We start from the raw sequence: 23,905 nt of genomic DNA on the forward strand, positions 1-23,905 counted from the left end.
GGGCAAGGAAAATAATTTTGCCCATTTGGACAACGAAATCGGCTTTAAATTGCCGATTTCTTTCATCTGACTTCTATTTACATGTTCTTTAAAATATATGTAGGGAAAGAGAGGATACAACGACATGAAATTTTTTATTGATACAGCAAATATTGATGAGATTCGCGAGGCAAATGCACTCGGAATCCTGGCCGGTGTTACAACGAATCCGAGTCTGGTCGCAAAAGAGGGCGTGTCTTTCCATGACCGTCTCCGGGAAATAACGAAAGAAGTTTCCGGATCTGTAAGTGCAGAAGTAATTTCGGAAGATGCAGAAGGGATGATTAAAGAAGGAAAAGAGCTTGCGGCAATTGCCCCTAACATCACGGTTAAAGTACCAATGACCCTGGAAGGACTTAAAGCCGTAAAAGCGTTCAGTGACTTAAACATCAAAACAAATGTAACATTGATTTTTAACGCGAACCAGGCATTGCTTGCTGCACGTGCAGGGGCAACCTATGTGTCGCCATTTTTAGGACGCTTGGACGATATTGGTCAAGAAGGTATGGATTTGGTCGCAACGATTGCAGAAATTTTTGACCGTCATAGCATTGCAACAGAAATCATTGCAGCATCAATCAGACATCCATTACACGTCACAGATGCAGCCTTAAACGGTGCACACATTGCTACTATTCCATATAAAGTACTGTCACAGCTTGTGAAACACCCATTAACCGACCAAGGAATTGAAAAGTTTCTTGCTGATTGGAACAACGCAAAATAAAATCGCATGAAATTGGAAAAAATGTGCAAGATAATAACAAAGGTGCTGTAGCTGGAGGATCAAAAGCGGAAACGCTCTGTTAAAAGGGAAAGCCGACTAAAAACCGGTGCGTTAATACGGGGTCGGCATCATCTGCATCCACCGTGTGTCATATGTGCTGGGCGGTCAATGGTGGTCTGATAATCGGTATAGCACGAGTTACAAAAAATTATTCGAAATGTGTGTGTTCAAAAGCTTATTTTGAACAACCTCAAAAGGCGGGGTTTTCCAATTGCAAAAAATGTTAGTAGAAGGCGGTCATACATTAAATGGCAAGGTGCGAATCAGTGGTGCGAAAAATAGTGCTGTTGCTCTTTTGCCTGCCGCTATATTGGCTGATTCTGATGTAACAATTGAAGGACTACCAGAAATCTCTGATGTTTACACGCTTGGAGATCTGCTTGAAGAAATCGGTGGCAAGGTAATGTGGAATGGTCAAACGGTACATATTGATCCGGAACATATGATTTCCATGCCGCTGCCCAACGGAAAAGTGAAAAAACTGCGGGCATCGTATTACTTTATGGGGGCAATGCTGGGTAAATTTAAACAAGCCGTTATCGGTCTCCCAGGCGGCTGCCATTTAGGGCCGAGGCCAATTGATCAGCATATCAAAGGGTTCGAAGCGTTAGGTGCGAAGGTAACCAATGAACAAGGTGCTATTTACATCCGTGCTGAAGAACTTACCGGTGCCAGGATCTATTTAGACGTTGTCAGTGTCGGTGCAACGATAAATATCATGCTTGCAGCGGTAAAGGCAAAAGGTAAAACAATCATTGAAAATGCCGCAAAGGAACCGGAAATTATTGACGTTGCAACACTTTTGACGAATATGGGTGCACAAATTAAAGGTGTTGGAACCGATGTTATTCGGATTGAAGGCGTTCCATCATTGCACGGATGCAGACACACAATTATTCCTGACCGCATTGAGGCAGGAACATACGCGATAGCCGCTGCCGCAGCTGGCAATGAAGTTGTTATCGACAATGTTATTTCCCAGCATTTAGAATCGCTGCTTGCTAAATTGCGCGAGATGGGGGTAACGGTTGAAGAAGGGGATGAACAGTTGTTAATTGCTTCCAAACAGCCATTAAAAAGTGTCGATATCAAAACGTTAGTTTATCCCGGTTTCCCAACCGACCTGCAGCAGCCATTTACAACGCTGTTGACAAAAACAGTTAATACAGGTGTTGTAACGGATACCATTTATTCAGCCCGACTAAAACATATTGACGAACTAAGGCGAATGAATGCTATAATAAAAGTGGAAGGTGGATCAGCAATCATTTCCGGTCCTGTGCAGCTTGAAGGAGCCAGAGTGAAAGCAACCGATTTACGTGCAGGGGCTGCGCTTATTGTAGCTGGTTTAATGGCCAATGGCATTACCGAAATAACCGGACTGGAGCATATTGACCGAGGATATGAAAAAATAACAGAAAAACTAACCGACCTCGGTGCAAATGTCTGGCGTGAAGAAATGAATGACCAGGAAATAGAGCAATTTCAAAATTCATGAACAAAGGCGCAAGCGCCCGTTAGCGACGTATATGCTGCGCCCTGCCAAGCAGGGTGGTTCGGTGTTGCTGCCGGGAGCAGCGGTCTTAACCGAACATTCCTACGTAGGAGATAAAGGAAACATGCTCCTTCATAGGGTAGACGTGAGTTGGGCGCAAAGCCCGTACTTAGTCGGGCATCCTTCTTACCCGAACGAGGGGATGTTCGACTAAGAACGCCACGTCCTGTGGCAACGTCGAACTGACCTACATCCTGTAGGCCCGACTTATCGTACGAAGGCGGGTGTTGCATACTAGTCGCTGGGCGCTGGAGCCGGACGTGGCCTACTCTGGCACGAGCAGAAGAGAGCCCTGATTTTTATACTTTCTTATCTGTAAACAAAAGTGTAGCACCTGGTTAGTGGCTGGGTAGTGAGCTGTATGTAGCCAATCCTGATGGTTGGCTCATAAAAATGGAATGTTTATTTTGAAATTGCTAAAAGAGATAAATAAATGCGGACAGTTAAAAATGTCCGCTTCGCTTTTCACGATCCATGGAATGAGGGGATTTTGCATAAAGGGGAGAAAAACCATGGAAAGAAGTTTAACAATGGAAATCGTACGTGTTACAGAGGCAGCAGCATTAAAATCGGCCCGTTGGATGGGACGAGGTAAAAAGGATGAGGCTGATGATGCTGCAACCTCTGCTATGCGTGCTGTATTTGATACAATTCCGATGCAAGGGACTGTCGTCATTGGCGAAGGTGAAATGGATGAGGCGCCAATGCTCTATATTGGGGAGAAGCTCGGAACAGGTGAAGGACCACGCGTTGATGTAGCGGTTGACCCGTTAGAGGGAACGAACATCGTTGCCCAAGGTACATGGAATGCGCTTGCCGTCATTGCAATCGCTGACCATAAAAAACTGCTCCATGCACCGGACATGTACATGCAAAAACTTGCTGTTGGTCCGCAAGCAGTTGGCAAGGTAGATATAAATGCTTCCACACTTGAGAATCTGCTGGCAGTCGCAAAAGCAAAAGGCAAAAATATCGAGGATGTTGTCGCAGTCTTATTAGATCGCCCGCGCCATGAAAGATTGATTGAAGAAATCAGACAAGCAGGAGCAAGAATTAAACTAATTCCCGATGGCGATGTTGCTGCTGCGATGAACACCGCATTTGATGATACAGGCGTTGATATCTTGTTTGGAATCGGTGGAGCTCCCGAAGGCGTGTTATCCGCAGTTGCATTGAAGTGTCTTGGCGGTGAAATCCAGGGAAAACTGATCCCGTCAAATGATGAAGAACGGGATCGCTGCAAGAAAATGGGGATTACTGATTTTGATAAAGCATTAACAATGGAAGACATCTGCGGTGGTGATGACGCTATTTTTGCGGCAACGGGGGTAACGGACGGCGAACTACTGAAAGGTGTCCAGTTCAAGGGCCAAAAAGCAACGACACAAACCGTTGTAATGCGCGCAAAAAGTGGAACTGTACGCTTCATCGATGGCGAACACAGCTTGCAAAAGAAACCAAACCTCGTAATCAAACCGTAAATGGAAAACGTAAAGTTTCTGTTTAACGGCATGTAGACGGAGTACAGCAAATCCCGGTGGAAACATTCTCTATAAGTGCATGTTCAAAAGTTACCATATATCATCTGGTGACTTTTGAACCCCCTCTGTTAGCCCAGTGCTTGCTGTAGACGTAATAAGAAGGAAGCCTATTATGTACCGGCTTCCTTCTCTATTAATTCATATCTAACTTTTTTATCAAAATAGAGTTGAATAATACTGCTGAAAAAGGTAATATTGTAGATGTTTAATAATAGTTAAGAATGGCTAATATAATTTGTAAAAGAGGATGTTCAAAAAGTCCGGTGAAAATGGCGCATTAAATTTCTTTGCTAGTTTGGTTGGACTGTTGCCCCCAAGTCTTCGATGTACAAGAAATAAGGTACGGTTTTTAGCCGACGTTGATCCTTTTATCTTCCTTTTTGAACAAACTTATAAACAAACTTCAATTCTAGCTTCCGACAATTCTTCATTTCTTCAAGGCATTCTTCAGGTAAAGAAGTGAAATCTCAGGTGAAATACGTTCATGGCAGTCGGTTTTAAGTGTCCAAACACTATTGTGGCAATGATGAAATTCTTATGGAATATTGATTAAATAAATAACTCGTGTTGATAACTGTAACATAATACAATTTGAAAAATGAATAGGCGTGGTGATGGAATGGCTACATTGACAATTTCTCATTTAGAAACACTCACATTAAAAGAAATTTATACACTGGCAAAGGAATATAAAGTATCCTATTATGCCAAGCTAACAAAACGGGAACTTATTTTTGCGATTTTAAAAGCACAGGCGGAAAAAGATGGGTATTTATTTATGGATGGTATTCTGGAAATCATCCCATCGGAAGGGTTTGGCTTCTTGCGTCCGATAAATTATTCCCCTAGTGCGGAGGACATTTATATTTCCGCTTCGCAAATCCGGCGTTTTGATTTACGTAATGGCGATAAGGTTTCCGGTAAGGTGCGGCCACCGAAAGAAAATGAACGCTATTACGGTCTGCTGCATGTCGATGCTGTAAATGACGAAGACCCAGATTCTGCAAAGGAACGTGTTCATTTTCCAGCATTAACCGCACTATATCCGGATCGATTAATGAATTTGGAAACAGGAACAAAAAAGTTATCTACTAGAATTATTGATTTAATGACGCCGGTTGGTTTTGGACAGCGTGGATTAATTGTTGCACCGCCAAAAGCGGGGAAGACAATGCTGTTAAAGGAAATCGCCAACAGTATTTCCGAGAACCATCCAGATGCCAAGCTGATTATTTTACTGGTGGACGAGCGCCCGGAAGAAGTAACCGATATCGAACGTTCAGTCCATTCCGATGTTGACGTTGTCAGCTCAACATTTGATGAAGTACCAGAGAGTCATATTAAAGTGTCAGAGCTTGTCCTGGAACGGGCAATGCGCCTAGTCGAACATAAGCGTGATGTTATTGTATTGATGGATAGTATAACAAGACTTGCCCGGGCATATAACCTGGTCATTCCCCCAAGTGGCCGAACACTTTCCGGTGGTATTGATCCGGCCGCATTTCACCGGCCAAAACGCTTTTTCGGTGCAGCGCGAAATATTGAAGAAGGTGGAAGTTTTACTATTTTAGCAACGGCATTAGTGGACACAGGATCACGGATGGACGATGTGATCTATGAGGAATTTAAAGGTACCGGCAATATGGAATTACATCTTGATCGCAATTTGGCGGAAAGAAGAATTTTCCCAGCCATCGATATTTTACGGTCTGGTACCAGAAAAGAAGAATTACTTGTTCCAAAGAGTCACCTTGATAAAATCTGGGCTATCCGCAAAACGATGCAGGATTCAAATGATTTTCTCGACCGCTTCCTAAAGCGGCTTAAGGCATCGAAAAGCAACGAGGAATTTCTCCAGCAGCTTGAAGAGGATATGAAGCGCCGTGGCACGAAAAGATAGATTTACTGACGCTGTCCTATTGCAATCGATAGCGCACACTGGTATAATCTCTTTATGTGAGTTTAGATAAGGTAAAACACCTATGACGGCTCTTGCAATAACTCTGTTTCTTAAGGATTCAGGGCAAAAAGGAGTGGAAAGACATGAAAAAGGAAATTCATCCAGAGTACAGAAAAGTTGTATTTCTTGATACTAGTTCAGATTTCAAATTCTTGAGCGGATCAACACAAAGCTCCGACGAAACAATTGAGTGGGAGGATGGCAACACGTACCCACTAATCCGTGTGGAAATTTCATCAGCATCACACCCATTCTACACAGGCAAACAAAAAGCAGACAAAGTCGGCGGCCGCGTAGACCGATTCAAGAAAAAATATAATATGAAATAAAAAGTGGAGCCGACCGTTTAGGGGCGTATGGACTGCGCCCGCGCAATGCGGGTGGTTCGGTGTTGCTGTGCAAAGCAGCGTTCTTAACCGAACATTCCTACCGCAGGAGATAAAGGAAACACGATGAGCTGTAAAGCGAATCGATGTTGACTTATCGGATGGAGGTGAAGGAAGTCCACTAGCCCCTGGGAGGCGGAACTAGATTAAATAAAAGGCTGAGGCGACTGTTTAGAAGCGGACGCATAAGCAAGGGACCGGAAAACACCTGGTCTTTGGTGTTTGGAGTGTCCATTGCTTATGACGGTAGCTTCTAGGAGCCGAAGCTTTTGAAGTAAAAAGTCGAGAGATCAAGGTTTCTTGATTCCTCTTTACAAAAACAGGCAAATTGTCTAAACGTTGCCTGTTTTTTTACTTTAAAAATACAAAAGATAAATGATGAATTCTGCAAAATTAGTGGTAAACTTACTACATACGATGAAACACTTGAGAAGGGAGAGACCCGCTCGTGTATGTAATGAAACAAAGTGGTTGGGTAGAAGTTATTTGCGGCAGCATGTTTTCTGGTAAATCAGAGGAACTAATCCGCCGGGTCCGCCGTGCAACATATGGAAATTTAACGGTACGAGTTTTTAAACCTGCTATCGATGATCGATATGCCGATGACTCAGTTGTATCTCATAATGGTACATCAACAATCGCCCGCCCAATCAGCAGTTCAGAGGAAATTCTGGAGAATATTGATAAAACAATTGATGTTATTGGGATTGATGAAGTGCAATTTTTTGACGAAAATATTGTAGCGGTTGCTGAGGAATTAGCGAACAAAGGAATTCGTGTCATTATTGCAGGGTTGGATACGGATTTCCGCGGAGAGCCATTTGGGCCAATGCCGAAATTAATGGCCTTAAGTGAATCGGTAACCAAGTTAAATGCGATTTGTCCAATATGCGGCTCTCCTGCAAGCAGAACACAGCGCTTAATTAATGGCAAACCTGCATCCTATGATGATCCGGTTATTTTAGTTGGTGCGTCCGAGGCATATGAACCGAGATGCCGCCACCATCACGAAGTGCCGAATAAGCCAAGTAATCAAATATTAAAGAGCTTTGTTAACTTGATCGAGTAAAAAGAGTGCGTGGGTGCTCTTTTTTTATTTCATTTCGTTATCTAAGTGCGTGTTCAAAAAGTCGGCGCCTATTATTCGGCGGCTTTATGAACATCCTCTCTAAGCTACAGCTTATGTATTCGAATTGAAGGATTTTTTGCTAGAACCCAACGACAATCGACTACAGCTGAATCAGCCCGCCCTTTGGCAAATAATTACCGCTTTTTTTCGTGTGATGGGCTACCCGTAGAAGCTCTTCTTGAACTTCTCCTTGAAAGGCTAATTCGTTTTAAGCAGAGGTGGAGACTGCAGGGGCTTTGCGTCAAAATTTCTACCTATTAAATAGATAAAAAGTACTACAAAACACCAACAATAAATTTAGGTAATATTAATCAAATTTTAAATATAAAGCAGATTTTTAGTCGTATGATAGGTACTTTATACCAATTATCGAAACAGTAAGGAAAATCATGGTTGACAGTGTAAAAGTAGTTCATTAGGATTGAATTAGGAACGGGTTTATCAATGCTTAAACCCAACTGATTTAAAGCTTTTATCTTTGCAAGTAATTATTTTATAAGGGAGATGAAGAAACATGGCAGGACAAATTCGCATGACGCCAGAAGAACTTCAGGCTAAAGCAAAGCGTTATGGTCAAAGTTCAGACCAAATCAGCCAAATTTTAAGAGATTTATCCAGTTTGCAAGAAGAACTAAGAGGGGAATGGGAAGGTCGTGCGTTCGAACGATTCGACGATCAGTTCAGAGAATTATCTCCAAAAGTCGAAAACTTTTCTCAGTTAATGTATGAAATTCAGGTTCAACTTGAGAAAACAGCTGATGCAGTGGCTCAACAAGATGAAGCTTTATCACAAAACTTTGGTCTTAGATAAGAGACTTTATTTGAGTTGAAATAAGTGAATTCGTGTCCATTCTTCACTACTTATGAGCTACACGACAATTGTTGTGTAGCTCATGTTCATTAAGCTTCTCTCTCCTTGCAGTATTTTTTCAATAATTTGGTATTATTTAATTTATTATTTATTTTTTATAAAGAATGAGCAGGAGTTGTTGACAAATGAAAAAGGGGTTTAAGCAATTAATATTGTTTCTGGTTTTAATGGTCGTCCTGGCTTCGGGTTCATCTTATTTATCGCTAAACCATGTTACAAAAAGTAAAAATGCCAAGGATGTTCAGACAATGGCAATTGCATTGGTAAATGAAGATGAGGGGGCAACATTTAATAACAATGATTTGTCATTTGGTGATGCTTTTGTAAAAAGTTTGGATAAGAACAATGAACATGACTGGTATGTTGTCAGCCGCGGTGTTGCCGAGAGCGGCCTTGAAAGAAATACATACGATATGATGGTTGTTATTCCAAATGATTTTTCTGAGAAGGCATTATCAATAAGTTCAGAAGCACCGGAGCATGTTGTGCTAAATTATAAAATAAACGCATCTGGTAATAAGAATTTTCAAGCGGAGGCAGAGAAAACCGCCAGTTCCATACTAAATGACTTTAATCGCCGGATTATTGATGTTTATTTTGCAAGTGTTATAGGTAATTTGCAGGAGGCACAAGATAACATTGGGGAGGTTGTAAAAGAAGAGGCATTATACACGAATACATATAACAACTCAATACACAACCCTCTTGCAAATTATACGGATCAATTTAGTAATGTAAAAGACAGTGCCAAGACATCCAAAGATAGTTTTAGTGGTCTGGAAGATACATTAGGCACTTTTGGGAAACAGTTAAGTGATGACGCTAATATGAATCAAGACTATTTATCTAGCATGAGTGACACCTCGAAATTGCTTGAAAACAATAGTGTTTTGTCGATGAATTTTCTTGATCAGTTGAAGCAGTTTAATGCTGGATTCAATAGTGGAGATGTTGAAGAGCAGCTTCAAGCATTAAAATCAGCAAACGACTTTATTAATAGCCAGTTTCGAAAAAGGGAAGATGATACATCAAATATCTTATCCGGTACTGTAGCACTACAATCGCATTTAGCATCGTCAAAGGAAAAGGTTGCAAATGCAAAAGATAAAGTAGATAGGATTTTAAATGAAGAAAATCGTGAGGGATTGGAGAATGAAGTTAAGAACCGACTTACAAAAGTATTTGGAGAAGCATTCGATGAAAAGTTAAATATGAATTCTTTATTTGAAGCTCCCGATAGAAGAGCTCGTGAAAGGATTAAAGAGCAAATAGAAAAATTACCTTCATTGAATGAAGATGATATTGATAATTTGGGTTTACCGCCAGATACAACAGTTGAACTTAAGAACGTTATTGCAGTAACAAATGAATATATTAAAGATCCGAAATTTAATTATGATGGTACGCCTACTAATGGTGCTGAAGAATTATCTTGGCAAGTAAAAAAATTAAAGGAACACTTAAATCAAACAGGTATAACGGAGACTGATTCTGTCAACCTGAAAGAAGTGGATGACAGTGAAAGGGGTTATCAGTTTAGGCTTAATATACCTACTGAATATACACTATCAGAACTTCTGATAAACGATGAAGATGTTGATGTAGGAGAACCTGAAATAAATAGGGGCAGGAAAGTTTATCCGGTTAATTTGGCAAATGTCAACGAGGGTGATTTTACAGTTAGTGTTACACTTGGGCTAGATAATACTAGTAGTTTAATTAATGTTTTTGAACCTGTGACATGGAGTTGGGAATTGGAACCAACTGATAGTGGGGAACCTGATGTTAAAGAGTATGCATCTATTCAGTTGCCAAATACACCATTAGTTGCAAGTATAAGCACCGTTCAAAGTGATAATAAAGAAACTGAAGAGAGTACATCTATTGATAATGAAACTGAAGGCGGAAACACTAATCCACCATCGGCAGAAAATGGCCAAGAAACAAACATTCCAAAAGAGAAAACTGATCAATCTGATGATCAAAAAAACAACAATAAGGAAAAGACTGAGACAGAAAAAGAATCAGATATAAAGAACAATGAAAGAAAAGAACAAACCGGTTCCGAAGATGGAACGGGGAACCCTAATGGAGACGAAGTGGATGGTGAAAATGATGAAGATGCTGATGGTAAAGATGAGGGAACTGATGATGTAGTTGTAATAAATAATTATGTTTATCACGAGGTAATGTCACCAGTTATAGATAATGCAACCAAAGATCTTATTAATGCATTACACTATACTGTGAATCATTATCAAAGAATGCTCACATTATATGAAATGTATTTTGGGTTTGGTTTATCTTGTGATGAAAATGACTGCCCAAACATAAAAGAAGGTCAATCCCTTATAGATATGGCAACAGATGATTCACTTTACAAGTTATTTAACGAAAAAGATATCGGTAAATTACTAACAGAATATGTCGTTGGTCGAGTAACAGAAGGTGTAACTGAACAAATCCGGCAACCATTAACAAGATTGCAGGGGCAAATAGGTAAGTTCCAGGAACAGGTTAACTGGGCAAATGGTAAAGCCGAAGAACTTGCAGAAGATGTTACTGAAACAAAACAGCAAGCAGTAGTTCTAAACGAAAGCCTAGCCGAAACACTGGCCAACGTTGCAAAATGGCGAGAACAAAGTTTACAACTGCTGGAACAACAAACCGAAATTCAAGCACATAACGATGAGGAACATACTGCAGTTATGACATTGGGCAGTGAGTTTCAACCGCTATTAATGTCGAGTCAAACACTTGCAGAGCAAGCGCAAACGAATCTTAATTCTGCAGAAAATGTTTATCAAACCTTTGATAATATTGATGAGCAAGCAAGTCAAATTCAGCAAAGCGGAACTAATTTAGTCAGCAAAGCTGGAGAATTATCGGTGAATATGACCAACAACCTTTTGGAGGATCAGGAGTTTGCGGATAATTTTGCTGATGTTCTAGCAAATAGCCGGATCGGTGACAGGCAGAATGAAGATCTGTATGATTTCCTATCCAATCCTGTGCAAACGAAGAATAACGGAACAATTGTGGCCGGTGATGATAAATTCACACCATACTTTCTTGTGTTAGTTTGCTTCATTGTTGCTCTGTTTACAGCCTATGTGATTTCGACAAACAATCAAAGGCGCATAGCTGACGACCAATTTGAATCAGAGAAATCCCTAATGGGGAAAAACACGCTCATAACAACAATTACAGGAAGTATCGGTGTTGCAGAGGGGATCATAATTGGTCTGCTATCGGGGTATTTCCTCCATATAAGCGAAGGGGAACTAATCAAGTGGACTGGGTTAATCACCTTGGTTATGGTAGTAATGCTGTTAGTAGCAACGTATTTATTAAGACAATTGAAAATGATTGGTATGTTTATCCTGCTTGTTGTACTAAGTCTGTATCTATTTTTAACAAAAGCGCTAGGGTCCGGTATTGCAGGGTTGGAAACATTACGCATGTATTCACCATTGCAACATGTTGAGACATTGATATCCAAAACGGCGCTGGGAGCAACAAGCTATGGAACAGGTGTGTTTGTTCTCCTTGGTCTGGCACTGATTGGTGTTCTTGCTAATTTGCTTGTCCTATACCGCACTGCAAGAAAAGGGGAAGAGGATGATGAACGTGTTGCAGAAGCTAATTAAACTTGTGTCTACGGGTATCTTCTGTCTGCTGCTGATGTTGCCATTTCAGGCATCAGCAGCAGACAGTCCTAAAAAAAATGGAGAACTGGAATGGAAGCTAGATCGAATTATTCAGAACGAATCTGGAGATAACCGGAGGAATACAGCAACCGAATTGGAAAAAACCTTCCCTGATTTGTTTAAAGAGGAAACAACATCTGTAATCGAGGAAAAACAGGTCGAAAGCACAGAATCAATTGAGAAGCTGGGGGAATCCCTATTTACGATGGAATCAGAGGGAAATACAACAATTAAAAAATTGGAAAACGCTTTGTTTACATCCGAATATACTGCTCCAACAACATCGTCCGAAAAGGCTCAAGAAGAACAAGAAAGTTCATGGTTAAATAATGCGCTTGTAGCTGGGTTAACCGGATTAGTATGTGTTGTATTTGGTGGTATTTATATCATGATGCGAAAATTGTCAGATTAGGAGAGTAGAAAATGCTGCATGATACCCATATTGATGTGACAATAGATTTTAGCAACCGAGGAGACGCAGGTCTATATGACTTGCGAATTCCGGTGCAGCTATCGGTTAAACAGTTACTGTTAAATGTAATGGAAACATTGAAACTTGATTTGGCTGATGGATCACGCTGTGCTATTAAAGTGATTACAAAAGATTTACTTCTGGCGGATGATGACATACTGGCGGATTATCCAGTGACAGATGGTGATATTTTAACAGTTTTGTAGAAAGGAATTTTCCGAGCTGACAGGTTTATTGGACCGCAGACGGAATATAAGTTTTCCGCTAAATGAAGGTTAACTTTATTCCAGAATGCGGTATGTTTATATGGTTGTTCAATATGGAGGAGTCAAAGGATATGAAGGAAAAAACGATTCAGTTTGATAAACTCTCACTTCAGTTTACGATTGAGGATGATATCTGGCAATTAAAACTGCCTAAATCACAGACACGCATAAAAGATGTCCGGCAAATGGGTGTGATGATTGAGGCACCTGAATTTTTTGTGCCGGTAAAAGTAAGTGATGAAGCAGATTTGTTTACCTTTTCCTTTTTTGTTGATCGGGAAAGAAAACAGTGGAAAGACGTGCTAAAACTTAATCGAAATGAGAAATTACGACTTTTATGCAACGTATCCCGGTTCGAAAAGGGGTTATCGACAAGGGTGACGTTCTTCCTTCATCCGGATAATCTGGTATTTGATGATAATTTGATGCCATTAGCCGTATATCGTGGAATCCGTGGTTTGGTTCCACCTTTTGATGTGGATGAAGCGGGTTTTCTTAAACAGCTAAAATGTTTAGCTATTGCTCTTTTGTCCAAAAAATATACCTTTGATGAACTGTATTACGGTTCATTACAAAATGCGAAGGATACTGAATTTGAGCGCCAAGTCAACGAAATAAGTGACCTGACGCAGTTAATCGCATTTTTAGAAGAGAGCTACCGGGCTGAGCAAAAGAAAACAGAAAAGAATATGCAAATTGTTCCGATTAAACGTTTTCGTCTGTTTAAACAATTGGCGATTATCATGATAGCCGTCTCTGTTTTATTGGCCGCACCACTTGTTTATTACGGGTTTGTAAAAGTGCCATACCAAGAGGAACTATTGGCAGCCCATGATGAATACCTTGCATCAGATTATGGAGAGGTCATTCATACACTAGAGGATACGGATGCGGAAAAGTTACCCGATGCAACGAAATATATCCTCGCTTATTCCTATATAAGTGTGGAAGATTTATCCGAACAAGAAAAAGAAGTCATTATGAAAAATGTAAGCTTGAAAAGTGATAAAAATTATTTGTTGTATTGGATTTATAATGGCCGCGGTGACTTCGATGAGTCGGTTGAAAAGGCAAAATATATTGATGATCCCCAGCTGATTATGTATGCTCTGATCAAAAAAATCGAGCAGGCAAAAAATAATCCGGATTTAACTGGTACCGAACGTGATGAAAAAGTAAGCAAACTGCAGGACGAACTGAACAAATATCAAGAAGAATATGATCTGCTCCCTGAAGAAGAAGCAACAAGCAATGATCCAACAAATGAAGCACAGGATATGCAAGAGGAAAATCTTGAAGAAGGGAATACGGAAGAAAATCCCGATCAAACAAACTCTGATAAGGAAAATACGCAACAACAGAAAGACAAAAAAGATGATGAAAAAAAGAAAAAGGATTAACAAGCGAATGGCAAAGTTGGACGGCAGGCAGTTCAACTTATAAGATGGATTGGTTTAGAGAGGAAGAAAAAGGATGGCACAGAAGACATTAGTGATAAGTTATGGTGATCAATTGCATAAATGCCATTTACCCGAAAATGACGCTAAAGAGATAACAATCGGAAATGATTGGTCTCGAACCGTAACGTTTTTGGCACTTGACCATTCCCTTTCTGTAACATGGGATGGGAAGGCGTGCAATATTAAAGGTAATGTACTACATATCAACGAGAGCTTAACAATTAATCAAGCAGATCCATTACATTTTTATCTAACAGATGTAAAGGAACGACATATATATGATACAACGGGTAAGCATAGTGTGACGTTCGGTGGCAACGAATATGATGACGTTCAGATAGAAGGGGTAAACGTAGATTTCACGTTAATCCGGGAGCATGCACAATCACTGTTTAAACTGGAAATCCATAAAGGGGATATCTACCATAATTATTACCGAACAACCGGAAATGTGTGTCTCGAACCAGGCGATGAACTCTTTTTTGATGGTGTTACCGTTCTTATTAACGATGAAAGCATACAAGTGATAACAGCGAAGCGCTTATCATCGAAATTAGTCCCGCTTGTGGAAACAGATAGTCATTACAGTGACGAATATCCTGACTATCATCGCTCACCGAGAATCATTTACAGGGAACCGGAAGATAAACGAACGATCGCCAAGCCATCCAATAAACCATCTAAACCAAGTGAACAGCTGGCTCGAACAATTGTACCACCACTGGTCATGATTGCAGCACTCGTTCTTATCACACTTGTACAGCCTAGAGGGATATATATTATCGTCATGCTTGCTATGACAGTTACGACAATCATCTTTTCGATCACTACTTATATAAAAAATGTTAAAAAATATAAAGCTGATATGAAAAGGCGTGACAAAACGTATAGAGAATATTTACAACGAAAGACGAAGGAATTGTACCTTGCCAGTGAAGAGCAGCGCCATGCCTTGGAATATCATTTTCCCGATGTGGAACAAATTCGGGATATGGCGATACATGTAGATGCCCGTACGTACGAGAAAACGATGTTTCATCATGACTTTTTGCAATTCCGCACAGGTTTAGGAAAAGTGGATTCAAGTTTTGATATCGAATTTAATGAGGAAGAGTTTACACAGGAAAAAGATGAGCTCGTCGATGCAGCGCGTGCACTTCTTTCCCAATATCAAGGAATAACGGATGTACCTGTTGTAACGTCGCTAATGAATGGTCCGGTTGGATACATTGGTCAGCGGGAACTTGTTTTGGAGCAGCTGCAGTTATTGGTCATGCAAACAGCTTTATTTCATAGTTATTATGACGTCCAATTTATTACGATTTTCCCGGAAGAAGAGAAAGCAGATTGGAACTGGATGCGCTGGCTTCCACATGCAAGCCTGCAGGATCTGAACGTTCGCGGGTTTGTCTATCATGAACGGTCAAGGGATCAGGTTTTGCATTCGATGTATCAGGTGTTAAAAGAGCGAAAACTTGCTTTGGATGAAAAAGCCAATAAGAATGAAAAACTCTATTTTTCACCCCATTATGTCGTGCTCATTACAGATGAGAAGCTGATTCTGGATCATACTATCATGGAATTTTTTAATGAGGATCCAAGTGAACTAGGGGTTTCACTAGTTTTCGTGGAAGACGTGTTGCAGTCGCTTCCGGAGCATGTCAAAACGGTAATTGATATCCGGGATGCAAAAAGCGGGAACATTTTACTTGAAGAGGGGGAACTGGTCAACAGATACTTTACCCCAGACCATTTTCCGGCGGGTTTTAACAAGGAAGATGTTTCAAGGGCACTCGCGCCGCTTAACCACTTGCAAAACTTGAAGAATTCGCTTCCGGAGAGTGTTACTTTTCTCGAAATGTACGGTGTGGAGAAAGTGGAGCAGCTGAGCATTTCAGGACGCTGGGAACGGAATCAGACATATAAAAGCCTGGCCGTTCCGCTGGGATTGCGTGGCAAGGAAGATATTGTTCAGTTAAATTTACACGAAAAAGCACATGGTCCGCATGGTTTGGTCGCCGGTACAACTGGTTCCGGTAAATCAGAAATTATTCAGTCCTATATTCTATCCCTGGCAGTAAATTTCCACCCTTACGAAGTTGCCTTTTTACTGATTGACTATAAAGGCGGCGGGATGGCAAATTTATTCAAAAATCTGCCACATTTAGTCGGAACCATCACAAACCTGGACCGTGCGCAATCAATGAGGGCACTTGCCTCCATTAAGGCAGAGCTGCAAAAACGCCAGCGACTCTTTGGCGAATATGATGTGAACCATATTAATCAATACCAAAAGCTTTATAAACAAGGGGAAGCAAGTGAAGCGATGCCACATCTATTCCTGATTTCGGATGAATTTGCCGAACTAAAATCGGAACAGCCAGACTTCATGAAGGAGCTTGTTTCCACCGCCCGGATTGGTCGTTCGTTAGGTATTCACCTGATTTTGGCCACGCAAAAGCCGAGTGGTGTCGTTGATGATCAAATCTGGTCAAACTCGAAATTCAAGCTTGCCCTTAAAGTGCAGAATACGAGTGATTCAAACGAAATCCTAAAAACGCCTGATGCGGCAGAGATCACACTACCAGGTCGTGCCTATTTGCAGGTCGGCAATAATGAAATATATGAATTGTTTCAAAGTGCCTGGAGCGGCGCAGATTATGTGCCGGATAAGGACGACCAGGAATTGGTTGATACGACGATTTATGCGATCAATGATTTAGGACAGTACGACATTTTAACCGAGGATTTAAGTGGATTAGACAAGAAAGAACAAATCGAAAAAGTCCCAACAGAGCTTGATGCGGTGATTGATTATATTCATGATTATACGGAGTCACAACAGATCGAGCCACTGCCAAGGCCATGGCTGCCACCATTGCCTGAGCGGATATTCGCGAAAGATCTGCATCCGGTTGATTTCGAGGAAGCATGGCAAGAACCGAAGAAACCGTTAAAGACTACTATTGGCCTGTTGGATCAGCCGGAATTGCAGGCGCAAGAGCCGCTTACGCTTGAGTTGGCAAAAGACGGACACATCGCGGTTTTCTCAAGCCCTGGATACGGCAAGTCAACATTTTTGCAGACATTGGTGATGGATTTAGCGAGACAGCATAACCCGGAACACTTGAATGTTTACTTGTTGGATTTTGGTACAAATGGATTGTTACCGCTGAAAAATCTCCCGCATGTGGCGGATACCATTTTGCTTGATGAAGTAGAAAAGATGGAGAAATTAATTCGTTTATTAACAACGAACATAAAAGAACGTAAGCAGAAACTAAGTCAGTACGGTGTCGCCAACATGGAAATGTATGAGCAAGCCAGTGGCGAAACGGTACCAAATATCTTTGTCGTCATCGATAACTATGATTCCGTTCGCGATGCAGACTTCGGCGACGAATTTGACCGGTTAATCACCCAAATCGCCCGGGAAGGTGCAAGTATTGGTATCCATTTAGCGATTAGCGCTGGACGACAAGGTGCAATGAGAATGCCGTTGTTATCCAATATTAAACTTCAAGTCGCCCTTTACCTGATTGATCAGACAGAGGCACGGGCAATTGTGGGAAGAACAGATCTGGAGATTGAGGAAATTGCCGGGCGGGGTCTGATTAAGTTGGAGGATCCTGCGTTGTTCCAGGCGATGTTGCCGGCAGAAGGGAAGGAAGCATTGGCAATTATTGATGCGATTCAGGAGACGGCGAGACGGATGGATGAACATTGGGATGGGGAGCGGCCAGAAGCTATTCCGATGATGCCTGAAGGAGCTATTGATTTTGAGCAGTTTAGGAAAAACAAAAAGGCGAAGGAACTGGTTAATAACCGATCCCTGCCACTCGGGCTTGAATTTGAAGATGTTAGTCCGATCGCCTTTAATCCAACAGAATACGGTCATTTGATCGCGGTCAGTGACAGAAAAGACGGCCTAGACAGATTACGCCATGCGTTAGTCAAGAATATATCACTGCTTTCAGACTCGTATCAAACCATGATACTTGACAAAAGTGATCAAAAGCTTGCTGATATAGCAACCAATGTAAATGCCTATATTTCAGAAAAAGACGGGATAACCGTTGCCAAAAGCGACATTATAAACGAGATTAATAGTTGCTCCGGAAATGATTCAGATGGAATGAAATGGATCATCTTAATTGCCGATTTGCAGGACTTCTGTGAACGAAGCAATCTGGATGAAAAGGAGCTTCCAGTATTGCTGGAAGATGGAGCGAATGCTGGCATCCATTTTATCATATGTGGCGACTATAGTTATATTGGCAAGAGTTTCGAACATGTACCGAAGTATGTTCGTAATATAGTAACAGTTGGTTTAATCAGCATGCGACTTGGCGATCAGGATATATTCCAGCAGCCATTTATCAGACAAGAAAAGTATCCAAATGCGTATGAGTGCTATTACGCAATGGATCATCAGCATGTGAAAATTAAAATACCGAAGTGAGGGGGAGTGGGTAGATGAGTGAACTTAGCACTTTAAAGGCGCAAAAAAGATCTGTGGAAGCAGGGATTTCGAATTCGAACAATCAAATAGCTCTTCTGGAGGATAAAATCAGCAGATTACAAGAGGCATCGGGAGAATTGGGAAAAAACATATCAGAGCTTGGAAAAATAAAAAAGAGTATTGATGGTCTGACGATTGATGAAAATAGTTGGCAAGGAAAAAAGGAAGATCAGTTTGAGAAAAATTATCAATGGTATAAAACCAGCGTAGTAAACTTTATTTCCAAAACGGAAGATGCGCAAACAACAATGGAAGAAGATATTACCAGATATCAAGGCACAATCGATTCGTATGAGAATGGATTGAAAACCCTGCGAAGTACACTCTCATCACTTGAGAGTCAAATAAGTGCTGCAGAAGCCGCTAAAAAGGAGTGATGTAAATGGCAGAAGTGGTAGGTATAAATATAGGTGAATTCCAATCCAATATCGAAAAACTAAGATCATCCCTTTCAGGTTTGGAAAGTAGTATTAAAACAAGTCGGACATTTGATAAAACAAATATTGCGCCTTTTACAGATGACTTGGAAAATACAATTAAAGCCGTTAAGTTACTTGAAGAATATAAGACATTACTGGATACGGATATCACTACGCTGGAAGATACAGGAGAACAGATGCGGGAGAATGATGAAAATCTGGCAAACTATAATAATCCCGATCCTGAGTCCGGTCCACAACCGTTACGAAATTAGGAGGGAAGTAAATGGGAAATAGAGTGGATATATCCGAGATCAGGGAATTTTCAGATGAATTAACGAAAACTGCATCTGATATTAAATCCAGTTTGGATAGTATTCAAGCTGAAATAGATCGGATCATAGCAATGGAATCTTTTTCTGGAAAAACCGCAAAAAGTGCCAAAAATTACTTTGCAGATCTGCATAAAACAATTTTGGAATCCTTTAACGGGCTATTTACAGACCTAAATGATAATTTAAAACTGCATGTAGATTTGTTTCAGTCCGATGTAGATTCAAGTCAATCGGCTATTGTAGACAGTGATTATTTGACGGATACCGAAATGGACGTTGATGAGAAATATGAAAAGTTAAATGGCGAGCATGTATCAATTAATCGAACAATTAACAATGTTGCGGATATTAGCAGTGCAACCAGCCCTAAATTTTCTTCCGTAACGATTAGAAGAGATGATGCTGTTGAAATAATAACAGATTTAAATGACAAGTTTATCGATTTTACGAGTGAAGGAAAAGACCATGATTCACAAACAAAGGAACTCCTGCACAATATTGAGGTTGCGATGAAATCAGCAGGCAGGAGCTCGGGTGTGAATCGATTTGCGGATTATAAAACTGCCACACTGTATCAGGGAATACCAGCTTTGAAGGATCATAATAGTGGTACCACAGATGAGAAGGAAAAGATAGATGAACTGTTAGAAGAGATCCAATTGGCCCGAAAAGCGAAAGATAAAGCAGTAAAAGATCTTGATGAACCTTTACAGGATATATTACAAAAAGCTTTTACAGATTTAAATAACGGCAAAATCGATGAGGGCCAATACTACGATATTTTATCTGATCTTAAAGCACTTCAAAATGGAAAGAACCCGGAAAAGGAAATGTCTAAAGGATTTATGGATTTCGTGATAGAGAGATCAGGGGAATTTAGTGGAATTTTCGCTCAGAATACCTTTGGCTCTTATATTGAGGATAACATTACAAAGCATGGAAATAAGGTACTTAGTCGCGGTGAAGTAATTGGACTAATGGGAAGTAATGCCCCCTCTCACGGTCCAGCTAATTCCTTGTTGAAAAAAGGAAAAAATATCATAAGAGTCGGACAGTCTGTTGGTGGAATACTTATGGGAGCGAGTGGCGCCATTACCATGTATGACGATTTGCATAATAACAACAAGACACCAGGTGAAGCAACCGCACATACCGCCGGGCTGTTGGGAGCAGGTATTGTTGGGGATGCGCTTGGAACAGGAGCAACTTATGGAATAGCAGCCCTTCTTGGGTCTAACCCAGGGGGATGGGCGGTAGCAGGAGGTATAGCCTTAGGTACACTTGCAACATGGGGTTTTAATAAAGCCTATGAAAATAACTTTTTGGGCATTCAAGACGGTTTGGATTATGTAGGTGAAAAAATAGATGAATTCACAAACAATGTTCATGAGGCCGTTAGCAATGTTAAAGAAACGGCAAGTGATTTTATGGAGGATGTCGGTGAAGCTATTAGTGGTACCCTAGATGCAATCAATCCGTTTTCTTAGCCCAATCAATCTAATGAAGTGGGGAATCGTTAAATGAATTGTAAAGTACAAGGTGTATTTAGAAACCTTAGATATAGAATCCTGACCATCGATGGGGAAGAGTATATCATGGACATGGGGCACTCTTTTTGGAAGATTATATTTCCGTTTTTTTTCTGGTTGCTCCCGAATCCTGTGTTTAAAGTAAATGACCCGAATATAGCAGAAAAATTGAAGTCACCAGAAGTGAACAAGGTTAAAACAGGGTATTCCAGTATATTGGGAGGGGGCATTGGCGTTCTTTTAGCAACACTTTTAAAGCCTATTGCAGACTACTTTGCACTTCCGGATACGCCATTAATCAATGCTATTATTCTCAGTATCCTTGTAGTATTCGAGTTGCTACTTTTCGTATCTCTAAATAATAAGTTTAAAAAGAAATTGCGTGGTGCTTTGAATCTTAAGGATCTAACGAAAGACAAATTATGGATAAGGCCACAGTCTTTCAAACATTTTTTTCAAGTTGTAGTAACCTATCTTTTTGTTCTGGCATTAACCTTTGTTCTATTTTATTTTTCTATTGTGGATTCGGATATCGTGACACTATTATTTGCAATTTGTTCCTTATTTTTTTTATTGATTATTCATGCTTTGACGGCAACAGTAGGTCATACCACCGTGAAATTCAAGGGCGAGAAAAAAACAGCGGTTTAATGCAGGATACTATATAAGAGGATGTTCAAAAAGTCACCAAATGATAAGCGGCGAATCTCTTCGTTGGCTTGCTTTTCCGCTGCTCATGTACCTTTTTATGTAAGCTACGTCGCCTCGACCTTCTTGCTTCTCATTCGGCGACTTTTTAAACACGCACTATAAAAGAGTTATTAATTGTAAAAATAGAATAGTAAAAAATTCAGGAAGGGGAATATTAATGTTACCGATTGGAACAATTGTGTATTTGAATGAAGGAACGAGCAAACTAATGATACTGAATAGGGGCCCTATTCTAGCAGGAGAAACTGAAGGAGAAAGGATATGGTATGATTACTCAGGGTGTTTTTATCCGCAGGGCCTGGATCCCAACAATGTTTTTTATTTTAATGAAGAAAATATAGATGAAGTGGTGTTTGAAGGATTTAAGGATGAAGAAGAACACCGTTTTAAAAAGATATTCAATGACCTGAAAGAAGAAAATAAGCCAAATATTAAAAAAGGAACAGTTACGGGTCCGTTGAAATAAAACAGGATAGTTTAATTATTGAAGAAGCATATGAACGATATGCTTCTTTTGTTTAGGGTTTACATGGGATTGGAATAGAGTAATTGGATAGGAGTCGTGTCGGAATAGTTCGTCTGTGGATGTTCTATTCCCTGTGCCCGAAGTGTCATTTATTTGAATAATCTACAAGAGAGTTCTGCAGCTATTCGATCAGGTTTAGACAAGGTAAAAAAATATTGAAGCGATTAATGGCATGGGTTCATTTTCCGGCAAAGCCGCAAAAGAAGCAAAACAATATTTTGGAGATTGCATTTAACAATATTGGAGTCATTTAAAGGATTGTTTAATGACCTTGAAGAAAATTTGCAGCAACATATCAAGTCATTCGCATCCAACGTGGATTGCAGTGATTCTGCCATCATTAAAAGCAACTATTTGCAAGATGTCAAAGAAGACATTAATGAAGTATTTGAGGATTTGGAGAAGCAGGACGAAATCATCCATAATACAATCCAAGAAGTATCCGATATTTCTTCCGCTGCTCCTCCATCTTTTGCGGATGTAAATGAGTGGAAGAAAAAAGCAGTAAAGAAAATTACAGAGCTGGATGAAGATTTATCCTCTTTCAACGGTGTAGGCGATAAAACCGCTAGTATGGAGTTATTACCTTTAGGTTCAGTAGTTAAATTGAAGAATGGAGAGCAGAAAATCATGATTACGGTTAGACTACCTTTGTATAATAATAAAGGAACAATTGGATATTTTCATTACGGGGCTTGCCTCTTTCCAAACGGTCAAGTCGACCAAAAAACGTACTTTTTTAACAACTCCGACATTGAGGAGATATTTTTTAAAGGATATATTGATGAATTGGAAGAGGATTTTCAAAAGAAATATCAAGAGGAGATAAAGAACATTCAATATCCGCAATTAGAGTTAGTACAGCAAGAAGCAGAAATTGAGGATTGAGTTTTCACTCGATATTGTTAAGAATACGTTTAAAGGGATGTGAGTGTATGCCAAGATCCTATGTAGCGATTTATCAAAATAAGGAATTAAATTATTTTTTATACTTTGATTTTAAAAAACATGAGTTTTTTTCAATTGCGGAACGAAAAAACCAATCAATGATACTTTTAACAAGCTTTGTTGCGATAGTTTTCTATGCAATAATGAAAAGTGTGTCATTTGGTATAGCAATAGATCCATTGAAAATGTTATTTATTGCTAGTATTCTAGGAATAATACTAGGCTATATAAGTATAAAATTAACAGACAGAGCAATCAAAAAAGGATTAGAACGCAGAAAAGAAGTGATACATCCAACGAATCGAGAGTTGCGTGAATATCTTTTCGAGGGGAAAAAACAATATAAAGTGCAAGTTTTTGTCATACTACTTTTATTCCTTTTTATTTTCTTAAGTGCGGTTCTTCTATATTTTATGCCGCAAAGTGTATTAATGTTTCTTGTTAACATTGGCTCATGGGTGGTTAGTATGTTAAGTGCCTGGCTAATAAGACCAATAAAGCGAAGTCAAGCCCATAAACAATTAGAAGGACAACTGGAAAAACACTCGGGTTGAATTTTGTCTATCCCGCTATTCAATAAACGAAAATTTGAAAATAAAATTGGCCTGAAGCAATCCATAGATGCGGATAATAATAAAGTAAAACAATGAAAGACATGCCGATTGAAGCGGAAGAATTTGCGAGCGTCAAAGGACATTGCCACCTATTATGATGGTAGTGGGGTGTCAGAACAGGATTT

Annotated in this window: 19 protein-coding genes; all 19 read left to right on the plus strand. The window is 40.1% G+C overall.

The features are described from left to right. Positions 1-124: 124 nt before the first annotated feature. The 19 genes from fsa to CZ382_RS15730 all read left to right on the plus strand — a co-directional run bounded on the left by fsa (position 125) and on the right by CZ382_RS15730 (position 23,720). Positions 125-766, plus strand: a complete 642-nt coding sequence (fsa, locus tag CZ382_RS15635; RefSeq protein WP_088052155.1) for a fructose-6-phosphate aldolase — start codon at positions 125-127, stop codon at positions 764-766. A gap of 271 nt (positions 767-1,037) precedes the next feature. Then, the gene (locus tag CZ382_RS15640; protein WP_088052156.1) at positions 1,038-2,324 is read left to right on the plus strand and encodes a UDP-N-acetylglucosamine 1-carboxyvinyltransferase; all 1,287 of its coding nucleotides are present in this window, start codon (positions 1,038-1,040) and stop codon (positions 2,322-2,324) included. Positions 2,325-2,893: 569 nt separating this feature from the next. Then, positions 2,894-3,862 (plus strand): class II fructose-bisphosphatase, encoded by a 969-nt coding sequence (gene glpX, locus CZ382_RS15645; RefSeq protein WP_088052157.1) that lies wholly within the window; start codon positions 2,894-2,896, stop codon positions 3,860-3,862. Between the two features lie 679 nt (positions 3,863-4,541). Further along, positions 4,542-5,822, plus strand: a complete 1,281-nt coding sequence (gene rho, locus CZ382_RS15655) for a transcription termination factor Rho (protein ID WP_088052159.1) — start codon at positions 4,542-4,544, stop codon at positions 5,820-5,822. 143 nt (positions 5,823-5,965) lie between these two features. Then, positions 5,966-6,211 carry a type B 50S ribosomal protein L31 gene (locus tag CZ382_RS15660; RefSeq protein WP_088052160.1) on the plus strand — a complete coding sequence of 82 codons (246 nt, stop codon included), beginning with the start codon at positions 5,966-5,968 and terminating at the stop codon, positions 6,209-6,211. A gap of 505 nt (positions 6,212-6,716) precedes the next feature. Continuing rightward, a complete protein-coding gene (locus CZ382_RS15665) occupies positions 6,717-7,337 on the plus strand; it encodes a thymidine kinase (protein WP_088052161.1) in 621 nt (206 codons plus the stop codon). A gap of 574 nt (positions 7,338-7,911) precedes the next feature. Next, positions 7,912-8,208, plus strand: a complete 297-nt coding sequence (locus CZ382_RS15670) for a WXG100 family type VII secretion target (RefSeq protein ID WP_088052162.1) — start codon at positions 7,912-7,914, stop codon at positions 8,206-8,208. Positions 8,209-8,393: 185 nt separating this feature from the next. After that, a complete protein-coding gene (gene esaA / locus CZ382_RS15675; RefSeq protein WP_088052163.1) occupies positions 8,394-11,918 on the plus strand; it encodes a type VII secretion protein EsaA in 3,525 nt (1,174 codons plus the stop codon). After that, positions 11,899-12,390, plus strand: a complete 492-nt coding sequence (gene essA / locus CZ382_RS15680) for a type VII secretion protein EssA (RefSeq protein ID WP_235000450.1) — start codon at positions 11,899-11,901, stop codon at positions 12,388-12,390. Before esaA ends, essA begins: the two co-directional genes overlap by 20 nt. 11 nt (positions 12,391-12,401) lie before the next feature. Next, on the plus strand, positions 12,402-12,656 hold the full coding sequence (locus tag CZ382_RS15685; RefSeq protein WP_088052165.1) for an EsaB/YukD family protein: 255 nt from the start codon (positions 12,402-12,404) through the stop codon (positions 12,654-12,656). 131 nt (positions 12,657-12,787) lie between these two features. Next, complete coding sequence (essB, locus tag CZ382_RS15690) at positions 12,788-14,116, plus strand: type VII secretion protein EssB (protein WP_088052166.1); 1,329 nt, start codon at positions 12,788-12,790, stop codon at positions 14,114-14,116. Positions 14,117-14,189: 73 nt separating this feature from the next. Beyond that, entirely contained in the window at positions 14,190-18,638 is a 4,449-nt protein-coding gene (gene essC / locus CZ382_RS15695; protein WP_088052167.1) for a type VII secretion protein EssC, read from the plus strand. Positions 18,639-18,652: 14 nt separating this feature from the next. Continuing rightward, positions 18,653-19,075: a YwqH-like family protein gene (locus tag CZ382_RS15700; RefSeq protein WP_088052168.1), complete on the plus strand. Its 423-nt coding sequence runs from the start codon at positions 18,653-18,655 to the stop codon at positions 19,073-19,075. A gap of 5 nt (positions 19,076-19,080) precedes the next feature. After that, entirely contained in the window at positions 19,081-19,392 is a 312-nt protein-coding gene (locus tag CZ382_RS15705; RefSeq protein WP_088052169.1) for a TIGR04197 family type VII secretion effector, read from the plus strand. An 11-nt stretch (positions 19,393-19,403) separates the two neighbouring features. After that, on the plus strand, positions 19,404-20,939 hold the full coding sequence (locus CZ382_RS15710) for a T7SS effector LXG polymorphic toxin (protein ID WP_088052170.1): 1,536 nt from the start codon (positions 19,404-19,406) through the stop codon (positions 20,937-20,939). A 33-nt stretch (positions 20,940-20,972) separates the two neighbouring features. Next, entirely contained in the window at positions 20,973-21,632 is a 660-nt protein-coding gene (locus CZ382_RS15715) for a DUF443 family protein (RefSeq protein WP_088052171.1), read from the plus strand. Positions 21,633-21,849: 217 nt separating this feature from the next. Beyond that, a complete protein-coding gene (locus tag CZ382_RS15720; protein ID WP_088052172.1) occupies positions 21,850-22,158 on the plus strand; it encodes a DUF4176 domain-containing protein in 309 nt (102 codons plus the stop codon). 273 nt (positions 22,159-22,431) lie between these two features. Further along, positions 22,432-23,106, plus strand: a complete 675-nt coding sequence (locus tag CZ382_RS15725; protein ID WP_268811345.1) for a DUF4176 domain-containing protein — start codon at positions 22,432-22,434, stop codon at positions 23,104-23,106. Between the two features lie 47 nt (positions 23,107-23,153). After that, positions 23,154-23,720 carry a hypothetical protein gene (locus tag CZ382_RS15730; RefSeq protein WP_088052174.1) on the plus strand — a complete coding sequence of 189 codons (567 nt, stop codon included), beginning with the start codon at positions 23,154-23,156 and terminating at the stop codon, positions 23,718-23,720. Positions 23,721-23,905: the final 185 nt, after the last annotated feature.

Origin of the sequence: Virgibacillus dakarensis, from assembly GCF_900155625.1 — a bacterium.
GTDB lineage: Bacteria > Bacillota > Bacilli > Bacillales > Amphibacillaceae > Lentibacillus_C > Lentibacillus_C populi.

Excerpts from the sequence above, each read along its gene's own strand:
- fsa (WP_088052155.1), top strand. The coding sequence starts at position 125 with ATGAAATTTTTTATTGATACAGCAAATATTGATGAGATTCGCGAGGCA.
- glpX (WP_088052157.1), top strand. The coding sequence starts at position 2,894 with ATGGAAAGAAGTTTAACAATGGAAATCGTACGTGTTACAGAGGCAGCA.
- rho (WP_088052159.1), top strand. The coding sequence starts at position 4,542 with ATGGCTACATTGACAATTTCTCATTTAGAAACACTCACATTAAAAGAA.
- CZ382_RS15660 (WP_088052160.1), top strand. The coding sequence starts at position 5,966 with ATGAAAAAGGAAATTCATCCAGAGTACAGAAAAGTTGTATTTCTTGAT.
- CZ382_RS15670 (WP_088052162.1), top strand. The coding sequence starts at position 7,912 with ATGGCAGGACAAATTCGCATGACGCCAGAAGAACTTCAGGCTAAAGCA.
- esaA (WP_088052163.1), top strand. The coding sequence starts at position 8,394 with ATGAAAAAGGGGTTTAAGCAATTAATATTGTTTCTGGTTTTAATGGTC.
- CZ382_RS15685 (WP_088052165.1), top strand. The coding sequence starts at position 12,402 with ATGCTGCATGATACCCATATTGATGTGACAATAGATTTTAGCAACCGA.
- essB (WP_088052166.1), top strand. The coding sequence starts at position 12,788 with ATGAAGGAAAAAACGATTCAGTTTGATAAACTCTCACTTCAGTTTACG.
- essC (WP_088052167.1), top strand. The coding sequence starts at position 14,190 with ATGGCACAGAAGACATTAGTGATAAGTTATGGTGATCAATTGCATAAA.
- CZ382_RS15700 (WP_088052168.1), top strand. The coding sequence starts at position 18,653 with ATGAGTGAACTTAGCACTTTAAAGGCGCAAAAAAGATCTGTGGAAGCA.
- CZ382_RS15705 (WP_088052169.1), top strand. The coding sequence starts at position 19,081 with ATGGCAGAAGTGGTAGGTATAAATATAGGTGAATTCCAATCCAATATC.
- CZ382_RS15710 (WP_088052170.1), top strand. The coding sequence starts at position 19,404 with ATGGGAAATAGAGTGGATATATCCGAGATCAGGGAATTTTCAGATGAA.
- CZ382_RS15715 (WP_088052171.1), top strand. The coding sequence starts at position 20,973 with ATGAATTGTAAAGTACAAGGTGTATTTAGAAACCTTAGATATAGAATC.
- CZ382_RS15720 (WP_088052172.1), top strand. The coding sequence starts at position 21,850 with ATGTTACCGATTGGAACAATTGTGTATTTGAATGAAGGAACGAGCAAA.
- CZ382_RS15730 (WP_088052174.1), top strand. The coding sequence starts at position 23,154 with ATGCCAAGATCCTATGTAGCGATTTATCAAAATAAGGAATTAAATTAT.